Raw genomic sequence first — 14,756 nt, forward strand, 5'->3', positions numbered from 1 at the left:
TTTCTAAAGCCGGGAAACACTCATGTTAAAGAAGATCACCGTTAAGGCCGGGCTGATTGCCCTGTTGAGCCTGATGACGTTGCTGTTGATTGTTGTCAGCATCATCGGGGTTAAAGCCATTAACGACGGAACACGTTCGCTACAGACTCTGAACCAGATCCTGGGGGAAGAGCTGGGTTCGTTGGCCAACAGCTCCAACCTGGCGCTACGGGCCAGAACGGCTGCCTCGCTTGCAGTACGCCAGCGCGAGATTGGTCAGATTGAGGTTGCTGACGCCTCGGTGGGGCGCATTTATGGCTATCTGGAACAGTCGAAAAAGGAAATGGCGCGCTTTGTCGACGTGGGCACGGTGACCGAACGGGGTCGTCAATTCTCAATGCGCATGCAGGCGAGCTATCGAGCCTATCTGGAACAAGGCATTGCGCCCATGGCGGCGGCGATAAAGGCGGGGAAGTTGGATGACTATTACGCCATTCAAGAAAATCATATCTCTAAGCTGAGCATTGCTTTTGAAGCCGACCTCAGTGAGTTCCGCGCGTTTGCCATGGAGATTGGCCAGCAGCATGCGCATGAGGCAGAAAGAAATGCCAGCACCAAGATTATCCTGATCGTTGCGGCTGGGCTGCTCAGCGTGTTACTGGCGGTGCTGGCCTGGTTTGCTATGCGTGTGATCTTGCTGCGCCCGTTAGATGAGTCGATCGTCCAATTGGAGCATATCGCCGCAGGGGATCTGACCCACGAAATTAGCGGTGAAGGTGATACCGAAATGGGGCGCTTGGTGCACGCCATGCAGCGTATGCAGCAATCGCTGGTGATGTCGGTCAGTAAAGTCCGCGATGCCAGCAGCCAGATCGATACCGGCTCCCGCGAGTTGGCTGCGGGTAACGTTCATCTGGCGCAGCGTACGGAGGAATCGGCCGCTTCGCTGGAGCAAACCGCCGCCAGTATGGAGCAGTTGACCTCTACGGTGAAAATGAATGCTGAAAACTGCGAACAGGCCAACCAGTTGGCACTGAGCGTCTCCGATATTGCCGAACAGGGCAGTGACGTGGTCAGCCAGGTGATGAGCAAGATGCAGGCCATTACCGACAGCTCACGACGCATCGCCGACATCATCAGCGTGATGGATGGTATCTCCTTCCAGACCAATATCCTGGCGCTCAACGCGGCGGTAGAGGCAGCACGCGCCGGTGAGCAAGGCCGTGGTTTTGCCGTGGTGGCCGGTGAGGTACGCAGCCTGGCCCAACGCAGTGCGCAATCGGCCAAAGAGATCAAAGGGCTGATCGAGGTTTCACAACACCGCGTGCGGGAAGGTGAACAGATGGCGGCTACGGCGGCGAAGACCATGAACGGAATAACCGGGGAAGTGGGGCGCGTCACGGCGCTGATGCGTGAAATCTCGGCGGCCACTCGCGAACAAAGCAGTGGTATCGAGCAGGTTAACCTGGCGGTAGTGCAAATGGATCAGGTGGCACAGCAGAATGCGGCGCTGGTGGAAGAGTCTGCGGCGGCAACGCGCTCTTTGGAAGAGCAGGCGCAGCTATTGGCACAGAGTATGGCTGTGTTCAAACTATGATATGAAGGGGCGGCATGCCGCCCCTTTTAACTCGTTACTGGTCCGGGAACTCAGCAATAAAGCGTTCGGCGTCTTCTACCATCGATTTGGTTCCGACGAAGAATGGCGCACGCTGGTGCAGTTGTTGCGGCACGATATCCAGAATGCGGTTTTTGCCATCGCTGGCTTTCCCCCCGGCCTGTTCAGCCAGGAACGCCATCGGGTTGCATTCATACAGCAGACGCAGCTTGCCCTGTGGGTGGCTGGCGGTGCTTGGGTAGATATAGATGCCGCCTTTGAGCAGGTTACGGTGGAAATCGGCAACCAGTGAACCGATATAGCGTGAGGTATAAGGGCGCTGGGTGGCTTCATCCTGCTCTTGGCAGTATTTGATGTATTTCTTCACCCCGAGCGGGAACTTGATGTAGTTACCTTCGTTGATGGAATACATATTGGCTTTTTCCGGGAAGCGCACTTTCTCGTGGGAGAGGCAGAACACCCCCAGAGACGGATCGTAGGTGAAGGCATGTACGCCATAACCGGTGGTGTATACCAGCATGGTGGAGGAGCCATAAACCACATAACCGGCCGCTACCTGGGCATGACCAGGCTGCAGGAAATCTTCTTCGGTGACTGGCGTGCCAATCGGGGTGATGCGGCGATAGATAGAGAAGATCGTCCCGACAGAGACGTTCACATCAATGTTGGACGAGCCGTCCAACGGATCCATTAGCACCACATACTTGCCATTCTCAGCTCGCTCGCCGTCGAAAATCACGATCTCGTCTTCTTCTTCCGAAGCGATGCCTGCAACTTCACCACGAGCCTTCAAAGCTGCTTTCAGCTTTTCGTTCGCGAACAGGTCCAGCTTCATCTGAACTTCGCCCTGAACGTTGGAAATGCCATTAGTCCCCAAGATATCAACTAAACCCGCCTTGTTGATATCACGGTGAATGATCTTGGCACCCAGTTTGATGGCAGAAAGTAATGAGGTCAGCTCACCGGTGGCGTGAGAGAAGTCGTGTTGTTTCTCGACGATAAATTCGCCTAACGTTTTCATGACACAATCCCTGAATCTACGGATGGATAGCGGCTTGTTAACATACCGCCAACGTTTTCGTCAGCAGTGTAGCCCAAAGCAACTTGCGATTCATAGGCAAATCCATTTCTTCTGAGCGATTCTGAGCGCTAGAATAGGCAGTAAATCGATGCACTAAAATGAGAAACCTAATGCGCATACATATTCTTGGGATCTGCGGCACCTTTATGGGTGGGCTAGCCATGTTGGCTCGTTCACTGGGGCATGAGGTGACCGGTTCAGATGCCAACGTCTATCCTCCGATGAGTACCTTACTGGAAAAGCAGGGGATCGATCTGATCCAGGGTTACGATCCTGCCCAGTTGGATCCGGCTCCTGATCTGGTAATTATCGGCAATGCCATGAGCCGTGGTAATCCTTGCGTAGAAGCGGTGCTGGAACAGAGCATTCCTTACATGTCTGGCCCTCAGTGGCTGCATGATTATGTCCTGCGCGATCGCTGGGTACTGGCGGTAGCGGGAACACATGGTAAAACCACCACCGCCGGGATGGCGACCTGGATCCTGGAAGCCTGCGGCTATCAGCCGGGCTTTGTGATCGGCGGCGTACCGGGCAATTTTGATGTCTCGGCCCGTCTTGGCGGCAGCCCGTTCTTTGTCATAGAAGCCGATGAGTATGACTGTGCCTTCTTCGACAAACGCTCCAAGTTCGTTCATTACTGCCCGCGCACGTTGATCATGAACAACCTCGAGTTCGATCACGCCGATATTTTTGACGATCTGAAAGCCATCCAGAAACAGTTCCACCACCTGGTGCGCCTGGTGCCGGGCCAAGGCAAGATTATCCTGCCGGAAAACGACACCCATCTGAAACAGGTGATGGCAATGGGATGCTGGAGCGAACAGGAATGGGTCGGGGAAGGGGGCGCGTGGCGTGCACACAAACTGACGACGGATGCCAGCCATTACGAAGTGTTCCTCAACGGCGAGAAGGTGGGCGAGGTTAACTGGGCACTGGTGGGCGAACACAACATGCATAACGGCCTGATGGCGATCGCCGCTACCCGCCATGTTGGCGTACAGCCAGCCGATGCCTGCCGTGCGCTGGGAGACTTTATCAATGCCCGCCGCCGTCTGGAATTGCGTGGTGAAGCCAATGGTGTCACGGTGTATGACGACTTTGCCCATCATCCCACCGCCATTCTGGCTACCTTGGCGGCGCTGCGTGGCAAAGTGGGCGGCACCGCACGCATCCTGGCCGTGCTGGAGCCGCGCTCAAACACCATGAAAATGGGGATCAGCAAAAACGATCTGGCCCCCTCACTGGGCCGTGCCGACGAAGTGTTCCTGTTCCAGCCTCACCACATCCCGTGGCAGGTAGCGGAAGTTGCCGAAGCTTGCGTTCAGCCCGCGCACTGGAGTGCCGATCTGGATACGTTGGTGGAGATGATTGTGAAAACCGCGCAGCCGGGTGACCATATTCTGGTGATGAGCAACGGCGGGTTTGGCGGCATTCATGACAAACTGCTGGCAGGGCTGGCTAACAAGGCCGAACCGAAAGAAACGTACTGACGTTTAGTTAAACGGGCGCCGCATGCGGCGACCCTACCACTATGAGGCCGCTGATGCGGCCTTTTTTGCCCCCATAAAAAAGCCCTCGCGAGCGAGGGCAATGGGGTTCGTCGGATAGGACGACGATAATTTCCAAGATACTGGCGTTTACCTGAGAACTCGGCAGTGGCAGTGACGAGGGTAGTCAGTTCAGTAAGCGCGACCTTGGATTTTTACTTGTAGATTTCAGCCGTTGCGTGCCAGTTGCCATTTTCATAGGCTTCGATCACACGGTAGGCTTTGGCCCCTTGCTGGTCCGCTTTATCAGACAGCGCCTGACGGATATCAGAAGGTGCGCCACCCACGCCGCTAGCGGTGATGGTGCCGACAGACTGCAGATTGCTGGCTTGGGCATCAGTGACCAGGTTAGCCGCAGAAGCACCGAAAGAAACGGCAGACAGCAGGCTAAGTGCAACGAGAGTAGTTTTCATGTTCATGGTACTTGGATCCTTAATCGTTCAGAGATAACGGCCTGGAAGGGCTTTACAGCGTTTTTTATACTTGAAGGCGGTTATCTACTTGGTTTTTTACCAGAGAGTTGTCGTGCAATGCTCCGATAACATCTTGTACTTATTTGTAAATTTCGGCGGTAGCGTGGTAGTTGCCTTCATTACGAGCTTCGATCACGCGGTAAGCGGTCGCGCCTTGAGCATCGGCTTTGGCAGACAGTGCCTGACGGATATCAGAAGGTGCTGCACCGACGCCGCTCACGGTGATGGTACCGGCAGACTGCAGCTTTTCAGCCTGCGAAGCATCAATGGATTGTGCTGCGAATGCACCGAAAGACAGCATGGACAGCAGGCTAATTGTCGCTACAGTAGTTTTAATTTTCATGATTTATCCTCTTCGTATTCTTTTATCAGTTCCAATGAACTGTGATTTACGTCACGAAAATGAGTATACATCTAGTAACGGCAAAAATTAATAGCTGACTAACAGTTTCTAGTGAAACTTTATTGGGGTAGCCGTTACTTTTAATAACCTAATGGAATAAAAAACGGCGATAAAATGCACTTATGATGTTAAATTTATGTAATTTCAATGAGCTAAGTGCTTTTGACTAAAAGTGCGGAAGCTTCCAGTCACTATCACTAGTCACCAAGAAATGTCATTGAAATGTGCTGCAGGTCGGCTTATTGGCAGTTTTAAACGTGGTAGGCAGCGCTGGAGAAGTAAACGAGGGGTTAATAAAGGGTGCACCGCCCGCGACGGAAAGCCGCAGGCTGTGCTGAATGCATCAAAGTTCCTGTTCGAACAAGGAGAGAATGGCTTCAAACAGTTGACGTGCGGTAAAGGAGCTGGCCGGAGTGACAAAAATAGTATCGTCACCGGCAATGGTGCCCAGGATCCCTTCGGATTTGCCCAGTGAGTCCAACAGGCGGGCAATCAGCTGCGCTGCACCTGGGCTGGTATGGATCACCACCACCGCATCGTTATGGTCCACGTCCAGCACCAGATTCTTGAGCGGGCTGGTGGTGGTAGGGACACCGAGTTCAGCCGGGAGGCAGTACACCATCTCCATTTTTGCATTACGCGTGCGTACCGCCCCGAACTTGGTCAGCATGCGTGATACCTTGGACTGGTTAATGTTCTCGAAGCCTTCTTCTTGCAGCGCCAAAACGATCTCGCCTTGAGAACTGAATTTTTCTTCTTTCAATAACGCCTTAAACGCCTTGATCAGATCTTCCTGCTTTGCGGGATTACGCATTTTGCACCGTGGAATGTTGGTAATAGAGCTGATTATTATGCATATAAATGCATTTTTATGCAATATGGGGGCCGTCTGGAAAATCAAAAATGCCCAGACAGAAAGGCAAGAGCGCGATTTTAACAAAATCCGATGCTCATGAATATGCCCTTTCGGTGCGGGAAGCGAGTCAGCTCTCCGGTAACGAAAATGTTATTAAAATGATGTTGTTCTGATGTTACGTAAGGGTGTAATGTAACCGCCGGTTAACGCGATCGTGAAAAGCTTGGCACTATTTTCGATTAGTGTGCGCTATGCCCTTAATGCATAAGCTATTTACTTTAAAATGCTCGCAACATCGGCCATTTTATTGCGCCAGATCTAAAACCGACTGTTAAGAGGTTGTTTTTAAAGGCGTGATAAATTAAGGTCCGTGACCAAAGAATTCACGGCGCTTTTATATTTAAGACAATAAAGGAGTATAGGATGAAAGTTGCAGTTCTCGGTGCTGCTGGCGGTATCGGCCAGGCCCTCGCCCTTCTACTCAAGACCCAGCTTCCTTCAGGTTCTGAACTCTCCCTCTACGACATTGCCCCTGTTACCCCAGGCGTTGCCGTTGACTTAAGCCACATCCCAACCGCAGTTAAAATCAAAGGCTTCAGTGGCGAAGATGCAACCCCTGCGCTGCACGGTGCGGACGTGGTGCTGATTTCTGCTGGCGTTGCGCGTAAACCAGGGATGGATCGTTCCGATCTGTTCAACGTAAACGCTGGCATCGTACGCAACCTGATTGAGCAAGTGGCCAAAACCTGCCCGAAAGCCTGCATCGGTATCATCACCAACCCGGTGAATACCACGGTAGCCATTGCGGCAGAAGTGTTGAAGAAAGCGGGTGTTTACGACAAAAACAAACTGTTTGGCATCACATCGCTGGATATCATCCGTTCCAACACCTTCGTCGCGGAACTGAAAGGCAAACAACCGGAAGAACTGAACGTACCGGTGATTGGCGGCCACTCAGGCGTGACCATCCTGCCTCTGCTGTCGCAGATCCCTGGCGTAAGCTTTAGCGATCAGGAAGTGGCTGATTTGACCAAACGTATCCAGAATGCGGGTACCGAAGTGGTTGAAGCCAAAGCCGGTGGCGGTTCTGCAACCCTGTCTATGGGCCAGGCTGCTGCACGTTTTGGTCTGTCTCTGGTGCGTGCGCTGAGCGGTGAGAAAGGCGTAGTGGAATGCGCCTATGTTGAAGGGGATGGCAAATATGCCCGCTTCTTTGCACAGCCGCTGCTACTGGGTAAAAACGGTATCGAAGAGCGTAAAGACATCGGTACCCTGAGTGCCTTCGAGCAAAAAGCGCTGAGCGAAATGCTGGACGTACTGCACAAAGATATCGAACTGGGCGAGAAGTTTATCAACAACTGATCCCTCAGTATGTGATGTTTTGATAAGCCGCCGGGCCAAATCCGGCGGCTTTCTTATGTTTATCATGATTTGATTCGACTTTTCCGATCTCGCAGATGATGGGTAAGCGGATCAAAATACCTGCTCGGCCAGATCTCTGCCGGATGTACGTTCAGTGCATCAGCAATCAACCACTCTCCCTTGGGCCAAGGACGTGACAACGCGTTGGCCAACGTCGATGAACTTAGCCCTGCCCCCCGAGAAACCGCTGCCAGAGTGGTACCTCTCTTCTTCAAAGCCGCGATGACGTCTGCTGGATGCCAATCTGGGTCCCGTGAATTCATATTTTCATTCCTTTTTTGATTAGAGAAAGTTCTGTTAGTGGTATAACTAACAGGTCAGTATTAATCGTTTGAACAACGTGAAGCGTTTATTCAGAAACTAGAATACCACCAAGTTTCCCAAAAATACCTTATGGTTTCTGAAAAATTTGTCTTGCCACACTATTGTCCCGAGATCATGGCTATGAAAAACGAGTGGTTTGCTGCCAAGGAGCTGATAGGCATCGCAGGATTACCGTCCTCTACACAGGGAATCAACCTAATGGCCCGGCGCGAAAATTGGCTCAGCCGTCGCCGCAAAGGCGTACAAGGCAAGGCGCTGGAATACCATATCGACAGCTTGCCTACCGGCGTCAAAAACCTGCTGGTATTGCGCGAAGAGCCTGCGATCTATGAGGCCGGGCGTCAGGACCCGCTGGCGGTGTGGGTCGAATACTATTACCAGCTTTCAGACAGTGAACGTGGCCAAGTGATGGCGTTTTTGATGCGTGAAGGTATGGATAGCCTGCTGGCCTGGATTGCTGAAAAGAACAAACAGTAAATCTCCTCGGCCGATGTGCACTTAGTAAGGGGGCCGCATGCTGCTCCCACCAGGCTCCTTTCTGCGTCGCCTCTGTGTTTCCCTCTCCTGTTTAGTAAGTATTTCTTGAGTATTTCGCCAATTTTTTGGTTATTGGCAATGGCCTGGTTAATGTTATAACTAACTTATTGGCATTAGTGGTTCATGCAACTGGAAGATCTGATAAGTCAGTTAGGGGCAACGCCGAGAGCAAGGAGGGGGAATGGACCAGGAGTGGTTTACCGCCAATGAACTGAAAGAGAAGGGTGAATTGGGCAGCTCCCCACAAGGGATCAATAAGCGAGCACGTGAGCAAAATTGGCTATGGCAGCGGCGTTTTGGCAAGCAGGGGGTGACTAAGGAGTATCATATCAGCAGCCTGCCCCTCTCGACTCAAAACGAGTTGTATCCCCAGCGGTATCCCCTTGCCGCAGAGGAATCGGCGGCTTATACCGTCTTACGTGATGGCGATCCTTGGGTGCGTTTGCAGAGCTATCTGGCAGGTATGAAACCTGACGAATACGCGGTTTTAGTGAGTTTTCTGGCGGAGAATGGGGCTGCGGGGCTACTGGATCTCATTAGCAAGGCAAATAAATAGGCCCGCATTGCAGGCCTATTTGAATATTAAGAAACTTAAATTTCTTAAAAGTCTCGTTGAACCGCCAGATGCGCTAATCCTTCCAGTGCGGTTCGATAAGGCGAGTCGGGCAAAATCTGCAATGCGGCGATCGCCTTGTCCGCTTCTTCTTCTGCGCGCTGACGTGTATAGGTGAGTGAACCACACTCCTGCATGGTAGCCAGAACCGGCTCCAGCAGATGGCGGCCATTCCCCTGTTCAATCGCGCCACGGATCATCGCAGACTGCTCGGCATTGCCATTATGCATCGCATGCAACAACGGCAGCGTCGGCTTGCCCTCGTTCAAGTCATCGCCGGTATTTTTACCCAGGGTCACGCCGTCTGCACTGTAGTCCAGCAGATCGTCGATCAGTTGGAATGCGGTGCCAAGATAGCGGCCATAGTCTTGCAGCGCCTGCTCTTCGGCCGGGTTAGCCTCGGAGAGGATGGCTGATGATTGGGCTGCCGCTTCAAACAGACGAGCGGTTTTGCTGTAGATGACCCGCATATAGTTTTCTTCACTGATATTCGGATCGTTGACGTTCATCAACTGCAGCACTTCACCTTCGGCGATTACGTTGACCGCTTCGGACATCACTGCCAGCACGCGCAGCGATTCCAGGCTGGTCATCATCTGGAAAGCACGCGTATAAATGAAATCACCCACCAACACGCTGGCGGCATTGCCAAACGCCGCGTTGGCGGTTGCCTTGCCACGGCGCATGTCGGACTCATCCACCACGTCATCATGCAACAGGGTAGCGGTATGGATGAACTCTATCAGAGCAGCGACGGCAATGTGTTTATCGCCTTGATAGTGCAAGGCCCGTGCCGCCAGAACGGCGATCATCGGGCGAATGCGCTTACCGCCACCGCTGATAATGTAATAGCCAAGTTGATTGATGAGCGTGACATCGGAATTCAACTGTTCGAGAATTGTTGCGTTCACGGCCGCCATATCTTGCGCGGTTAACTCAGTAATTTGTTCTAGGTTCATTGTATTTTTTTCAGCTGTGTTTCTGTTGACCGCGATGAGAACGCTGCTCACATCGGTACATGGCGGTAACTGTCCTGTTGATTGTACTTGAAAATCGGCCCAGATAAACGTTGTGAGAGAAACTGTGTTTTTTTTCTTCTTTTTTCACCTTCTGGCCCTAATCTGCTCTTGTCATATGCGGGATTATTGCGTAGAATTCGCGCCCTATTGTGAATATTTATAGCGCGCTCTGTACTGAACAGTTGGGCACGCGGAAAGCGGAGTTTTATATGTACGCGGTTTTCCAAAGTGGTGGTAAACAACACCGAGTAAGCGAAGGTCAGACCGTTCGCTTGGAAAAGCTGGACATCGCAACTGGTGAAGCGGTTGAGTTTGACCAGATTCTGATGATCGCTAATGGCGAAGATATCAAAATCGGCGTTCCTTTCGTCGATGGCGGTAAGATCAAAGCTGAAGTGGTTGCTCACGGTCGTGGCGAAAAGATCAAGATTGTTAAGTTTCGTCGTCGTAAGCACTATCGTAAGCAGCAAGGTCACCGTCAGTGGTTCACTGATGTTAAAATCACCGGCATCAGCGCTTAAGTTAGGAGAGCGGATTAATGGCACACAAAAAGGCTGGCGGCTCGACTCGTAACGGTCGCGATTCAGAAGCTAAACGTCTGGGCGTAAAACGCTTTGGCGGCGAAGCAGTACTGGCAGGCAGCATCATCGTTCGTCAGCGCGGCACCAAATTCCACGCTGGTACCAACGTGGGTTGCGGCAAAGACCACACTCTGTTTGCTTTGAAAGACGGTAAAGTCAAATTCGAAGTTAAAGGCCCGAGCAATCGTAAATTTATCAGCATCGAAGCTGAATAATTTTTCGAGCCTTACGAAATAGATGTTAAGCCCCGCAATTCGTTGCGGGGCTTTTTACATTTATAGATTGCTTGTGCCAGACGGCACAACGCACAGACAGTGAGAAGATGGAAAAAAAACAGCAGGCTGGCGTTGGTATTTTTCTGGCGGTCACCACAGCGGTTTGCTGGGGCGCACTGCCTATCGCAATGAAAGAAGTGCTGGAAGTGATGGAGCCGTTTACCATCGTCTGGTATCGCTTTACGATTGCCGCCATCGGCCTGGGGATGATCCTGGCAGTGCGCGGGCGCTTACCTCCGGTGAAAATGTTCCGTCAACCCCGCTGGTTGCTGTTGCTGGCGATCGCCACTGCCGGGTTGTTGGGCAACTTTGTCTTCTTCAGCTCTTCGCTGCAATATTTGAGTCCGACGGCCTCGCAGGTTATCGGCCAACTCTCGCCGGTGGGCATGATGTTCGCCAGCGTATTGATCCTGAAAGAAAGGATGCGTATCACTCAGGTGATTGGCGCTCTGATGCTGATCTGCGGGCTGATGCTGTTTTTCAACGTCAGCCTGATCGAGATCTTCACTCAGTTCACAGACTACACGCTCGGTGTGTTGTTGGGCGTGTGTGCAGCCATGGTTTGGGTGACCTATGGCGTGGCGCAGAAAGTATTACTGCGTCGATTGGCCTCACCGCAGATCCTGGTCTTGTTGTACACTTTATGTGCGATCGCGTTATTCCCGCTTGCGAAGCCAGCGGTGATTTTCCAGCTCAGCGGCTGGCAATTGGCCTGTCTGTTGTTCTGTGGTGCTAACACGCTGATTGGTTATGGTGCGCTGGCGGAAGCGATGGCGCGCTGGCAGGCGGCCCAGGTGAGTGCGTTAATCACGCTGACTCCCCTGTTTACCCTGCTGTTTTCAGATTTATTGGCGCTGGCCTGGCCACAGGTATTTACCGCCCCGGCATTGAATGTCGTTGGCTATGTAGGTGCTTTTGTGGTGGTTGCAGGCGCCATGTTTTCCGCAATTGGTCACCGTTGGTGGCCGCGACGGGCAGAAACCAACCTGGTTGCTTCTTTGAAGCGGCCCGGTGAATGAGTTACGGAGACGGTAAATGAAGTTTGTAGATGAAGCAGCGATCCTGGTCGTGGCAGGTGATGGCGGTAATGGTTGCGTCAGCTTCCGCCGCGAAAAATACATCCCGAACGGTGGGCCAGATGGCGGTGACGGCGGTGACGGCGGTGACGTTTACCTGGTGGCAGACGAAAACCTGAATACCCTGATCGATTACCGCTTTGAAAAATCTTTCCGGGCCGAACGTGGCCAGAATGGTCAGAGCCGTGACTGTACCGGTAAACGCGGTAAAGACGTTGAAATCAAGGTACCGGTCGGTACCCGTGTGCAGGATCAGGGCACCGGTGAGATCCTCGGTGATATGACCCGTCATCAGCAGCGTCTGATGGTGGCGAAGGGCGGCTGGCACGGCCTGGGCAACACCCGTTTCAAATCCTCGGTAAACCGTGCCCCGCGCCAAAAAACGCTGGGTACCAAAGGCGAGATGCGCGATATCCTGTTGGAGCTGCTGCTGCTGGCGGATGTGGGCATGTTGGGCCTGCCGAACGCCGGTAAGTCGACCTTCATTCGCGCGGTTTCTGCTGCCAAGCCAAAAGTGGCGGACTACCCGTTCACCACGCTGGTGCCGAGCCTGGGCGTGGTACGTATGGACCATGAACAAAGCTTCGTGGTGGCGGACATTCCTGGCCTGATCGAAGGCGCACATGAAGGTGCTGGCCTGGGGATCCGTTTCCTGAAACACCTGGAGCGTTGCCGCGTGTTGCTGCACCTGGTGGACATTGCGCCGATCGACGAGTCCGATCCGGTAGAGAATGCCAAGGTCATCATCAACGAGCTCAACCAGTACAGCGAGAATCTGTCGCACAAGCCACGCTGGCTGGTGTTCAACAAAGTTGACCTGCTGGACGAGGAAGAGGCCGCCGAGCGCGCCAAGGCGATCGTAGAAGGCATGGGTTGGGAAGGTAAGTACTACATGATCTCCGCTGCGAACCGCGAAGGCGTTAACGCGCTGTGCTGGGACGTGATGAACTTCATCAATACGCAACCTAAAGCCATGGCGATCGAAGAAAGCGCGCCAGAAAAAGTCGAGTTCATGTGGGATGATTACCACCGTGAGCAAATTGCTGAAGTGGAAGCTGAAGCGGATGACGATTGGGATGATGATTGGGATGAAGATGACGACGAAGGCGTCGAAATCGTCTACCAGAAGTAATTCTGCGTAATAAAGTAAGGGCTCGGTTCGATGAACCGGGCCCTTGTTGTTTGTTGCGGTTGCTGAAACCTCAATCGATGATGCGACGCTAGTGATTCAAAATATTATCGGGTAACCAGCACTGTGCATCCAGGCCGCTGGCATCGGTGCGGTTTTCCAGACGTAGACAGCCGCGGTGTAGTTGTACGATACGGATCACGATATTCAATCCTAGCCCGCTGCCGCCATAACGCTGATCCATCCGGCGGAAGGCCTGAGTCAACTCTCCCGCCATTTCTTGCTTGATACCCGGTCCCTCGTCGATCACCTGTAAGCGTTGCCCATTATTCTCGGGAGTGAGCTGAACACGAATGACACTCTTCTCGGGGCCATAGCGGTGCGCATTTTCAACCAGATTACGCAGCATCAGGCGTAGCAGCACCGGATCGCCATGGGTCGGGGCATTGGCTGGCAGTTGCCAGACAATCTTTTGCCCGCGTAGAGCGGCAAGCTCCTCCAGCTCACCCTGCAACGGCTTGATAACGTTGGCCACCCAGTCAAACTGCTGGTAATGGCCGCTGGCGAAATCCTGCCCGGCGCGCGATAGCATCAGCAATTGCTCAACCACGTGCATCAGTTGGTCAATGCGGGCGATCAACTGTTTACTGCCCGCAACCCCCTGTTGCTCCATCAGTTCCAGATGCAGCCGGATCCCCGCCAGCGGCGTGCGTAATTCGTGGGCAGCATCGGCAGTGAACAGCCGCTCTTGCTGGATGGTATGATCAAGGCGCGAAAATAGCTGATTCAATGCCTTGGTGACCGCCACCATCTCCAGACTGTCGCTGGTTATCGGCAACGGCGTAAGATTATCTGCCGAACGTTTCTCCAGCTTTTCCTGCAGTTGATTCAGCGGCCGGATAATCCAGCTGATGGCCCAGAAGGAGGCCAGCAGGGTCACCACCATCATGATCAGCGAAGGGGCTAGCAGGGAAGCGATCGCTTCGGCAATCTCGGTATCGACCCGTTCGTTGCGGACTTTGGCCGACAGGGTTTCATCTACCAGGAAACTGATTTGCTCCTGGCTTTCGTGCCATAACCAAAACGCGCTGATGAGCTGGGTGACCAGCAGGATCAGGGCCAACATCAGCAGCAAACGACGGCGCATGCTGATCAAGATGCTGGCTCCAGTCGGTAACCGATGCCACGAACGGTACGGATACGATCTTTGCCCAGTTTACGGCGCAAGTTGTGCATATGGACTTCGAGGGTATTCGAGCCCAGATCGTCGTTCCAGGTATAGAGATCCTGTTGCAACAGCTCACGGTTGACGGTTTGCCCGGCCCGCATCATCAGACGCGACAGAATGGCAAACTCTTTCGGCGTGACGTCTATCGCCTGCTGTTGCAGATACACCTGCTGGCTGGACAGGTTGAGTGTCAGATCGTCCTGTTGCAGCAGGTTATCGCTGTGGCCCTGATAGCGGCGGATCAACGCCCGGACCCGGGCTTGCAGCTCAATTAGCGCAAAGGGTTTGACCAGATAGTCATCGGCACCGGCGTCCAGGCCATCGACACGGTCTTGCAACGCGTCGCGTGCGGTGAGGATCAACACCGGGATGCTGATGTGCTGACGGCGCCACTGCCGCAGCAGGGTGGCACCGTCGATATCTGGCAGGCCGAGGTCGAGGATCACCATACTGTACTGGCTGGTGACGATCAGGCTATTGGCCTGCGCAGCACTGGCCGCACAATCGCAGGCGTAGCCTTCGTTGGACATTGCCAACGCCACGCCTTGCTGCAATAACTCATCATCCTCAACAATCAGTAGCTTCATGCCCTTGGGCC

17 protein-coding genes are annotated in these 14,756 nt (G+C 53.2%); 9 read left to right on the plus strand and 8 right to left on the minus strand.

Annotated elements, in window-relative coordinates:
* Positions 1–22 precede the first annotated feature (22 nt).
* Positions 23–1,576 carry a methyl-accepting chemotaxis protein gene (locus KGP16_RS02525; RefSeq protein WP_059199539.1) on the plus strand — a complete coding sequence of 518 codons (1,554 nt, stop codon included), beginning with the start codon at positions 23–25 and terminating at the stop codon, positions 1,574–1,576.
* 34 nt (positions 1,577–1,610) lie between these two features.
* Here the strand turns inward: KGP16_RS02525 and fbp are convergent, their stop codons facing one another.
* A complete protein-coding gene (gene fbp / locus KGP16_RS02530; RefSeq protein ID WP_021179030.1) occupies positions 1,611–2,615 on the minus strand; it encodes a class 1 fructose-bisphosphatase in 1,005 nt (334 codons plus the stop codon).
* A gap of 170 nt (positions 2,616–2,785) precedes the next feature.
* Between fbp and mpl the strand changes: the two genes are divergently transcribed.
* Positions 2,786–4,165: a UDP-N-acetylmuramate:L-alanyl-gamma-D-glutamyl-meso-diaminopimelate ligase gene (gene mpl, locus KGP16_RS02535; RefSeq protein ID WP_024483358.1), complete on the plus strand. Its 1,380-nt coding sequence runs from the start codon at positions 2,786–2,788 to the stop codon at positions 4,163–4,165.
* A 212-nt stretch (positions 4,166–4,377) separates the two neighbouring features.
* Here mpl and yhcN (KGP16_RS02540) read toward each other — a convergent pair whose 3' ends face one another.
* From yhcN (KGP16_RS02540) to argR, 3 genes are all read right to left on the minus strand, one after another.
* Complete coding sequence (gene yhcN / locus KGP16_RS02540; protein WP_021179031.1) at positions 4,378–4,641, minus strand: peroxide/acid stress response protein YhcN; 264 nt, start codon at positions 4,639–4,641, stop codon at positions 4,378–4,380.
* 133 nt (positions 4,642–4,774) lie between these two features.
* A complete protein-coding gene (gene yhcN, locus KGP16_RS02545) occupies positions 4,775–5,038 on the minus strand; it encodes a peroxide/acid stress response protein YhcN (protein WP_021807531.1) in 264 nt (87 codons plus the stop codon).
* A 403-nt stretch (positions 5,039–5,441) separates the two neighbouring features.
* On the minus strand, positions 5,442–5,912 hold the full coding sequence (gene argR / locus KGP16_RS02550) for a transcriptional regulator ArgR (RefSeq protein WP_021179033.1): 471 nt from the start codon (positions 5,910–5,912) through the stop codon (positions 5,442–5,444).
* Between the two features lie 465 nt (positions 5,913–6,377).
* On the opposite strand from argR, the gene mdh reads away from it, so the two are divergent.
* Entirely contained in the window at positions 6,378–7,316 is a 939-nt protein-coding gene (gene mdh / locus KGP16_RS02555; RefSeq protein ID WP_021179035.1) for a malate dehydrogenase, read from the plus strand.
* 62 nt (positions 7,317–7,378) lie between these two features.
* On the opposite strand, the gene KGP16_RS02560 is transcribed toward mdh, so the two are convergent.
* Positions 7,379–7,639: a helix-turn-helix transcriptional regulator gene (locus tag KGP16_RS02560; RefSeq protein WP_071783710.1), complete on the minus strand. Its 261-nt coding sequence runs from the start codon at positions 7,637–7,639 to the stop codon at positions 7,379–7,381.
* Positions 7,640–7,820: 181 nt separating this feature from the next.
* Between KGP16_RS02560 and KGP16_RS02565 the strand changes: the two genes are divergently transcribed.
* Both KGP16_RS02565 and KGP16_RS02570 read left to right on the plus strand, forming a co-directional pair.
* Positions 7,821–8,177 (plus strand): DNA-binding protein, encoded by a 357-nt coding sequence (locus KGP16_RS02565; protein ID WP_039995487.1) that lies wholly within the window; start codon positions 7,821–7,823, stop codon positions 8,175–8,177.
* Positions 8,178–8,418: 241 nt separating this feature from the next.
* On the plus strand, positions 8,419–8,793 hold the full coding sequence (locus tag KGP16_RS02570; RefSeq protein ID WP_094981886.1) for a DNA-binding protein: 375 nt from the start codon (positions 8,419–8,421) through the stop codon (positions 8,791–8,793).
* Between the two features lie 44 nt (positions 8,794–8,837).
* Here KGP16_RS02570 and ispB read toward each other — a convergent pair whose 3' ends face one another.
* The gene (gene ispB, locus KGP16_RS02575) at positions 8,838–9,809 is read right to left on the minus strand and encodes an octaprenyl diphosphate synthase (protein ID WP_021807527.1); all 972 of its coding nucleotides are present in this window, start codon (positions 9,807–9,809) and stop codon (positions 8,838–8,840) included.
* Positions 9,810–10,078: 269 nt separating this feature from the next.
* On the opposite strand from ispB, the gene rplU reads away from it, so the two are divergent.
* The 4 genes from rplU (at position 10,079) to cgtA (ending at position 12,933) form a co-directional block, all read left to right on the plus strand.
* Positions 10,079–10,390 (plus strand): 50S ribosomal protein L21, encoded by a 312-nt coding sequence (rplU, locus tag KGP16_RS02580; protein WP_004955927.1) that lies wholly within the window; start codon positions 10,079–10,081, stop codon positions 10,388–10,390.
* 17 nt (positions 10,391–10,407) lie between these two features.
* On the plus strand, positions 10,408–10,665 hold the full coding sequence (gene rpmA / locus KGP16_RS02585) for a 50S ribosomal protein L27 (RefSeq protein WP_004933559.1): 258 nt from the start codon (positions 10,408–10,410) through the stop codon (positions 10,663–10,665).
* Positions 10,666–10,772: 107 nt separating this feature from the next.
* A complete protein-coding gene (locus tag KGP16_RS02590; protein WP_021807524.1) occupies positions 10,773–11,744 on the plus strand; it encodes a DMT family transporter in 972 nt (323 codons plus the stop codon).
* Between the two features lie 16 nt (positions 11,745–11,760).
* A complete protein-coding gene (gene cgtA / locus KGP16_RS02595; RefSeq protein WP_021179040.1) occupies positions 11,761–12,933 on the plus strand; it encodes an Obg family GTPase CgtA in 1,173 nt (390 codons plus the stop codon).
* 88 nt (positions 12,934–13,021) lie between these two features.
* Here cgtA and pmrB read toward each other — a convergent pair whose 3' ends face one another.
* Both pmrB and pmrA read right to left on the minus strand, forming a co-directional pair.
* Positions 13,022–14,086: a two-component system sensor histidine kinase PmrB gene (pmrB, locus tag KGP16_RS02600; RefSeq protein WP_223500779.1), complete on the minus strand. Its 1,065-nt coding sequence runs from the start codon at positions 14,084–14,086 to the stop codon at positions 13,022–13,024.
* Positions 14,083–14,745: a two-component system response regulator PmrA gene (pmrA, locus tag KGP16_RS02605; protein WP_021179042.1), complete on the minus strand. Its 663-nt coding sequence runs from the start codon at positions 14,743–14,745 to the stop codon at positions 14,083–14,085. Before pmrA ends, pmrB begins: the two co-directional genes overlap by 4 nt.
* Positions 14,746–14,756: the final 11 nt, after the last annotated feature.

It is taken from the genome of Serratia sp. JSRIV006, assembly GCF_019968685.1.
Taxonomy (GTDB): domain Bacteria; phylum Pseudomonadota; class Gammaproteobacteria; order Enterobacterales; family Enterobacteriaceae; genus Chania; species Chania fonticola_B.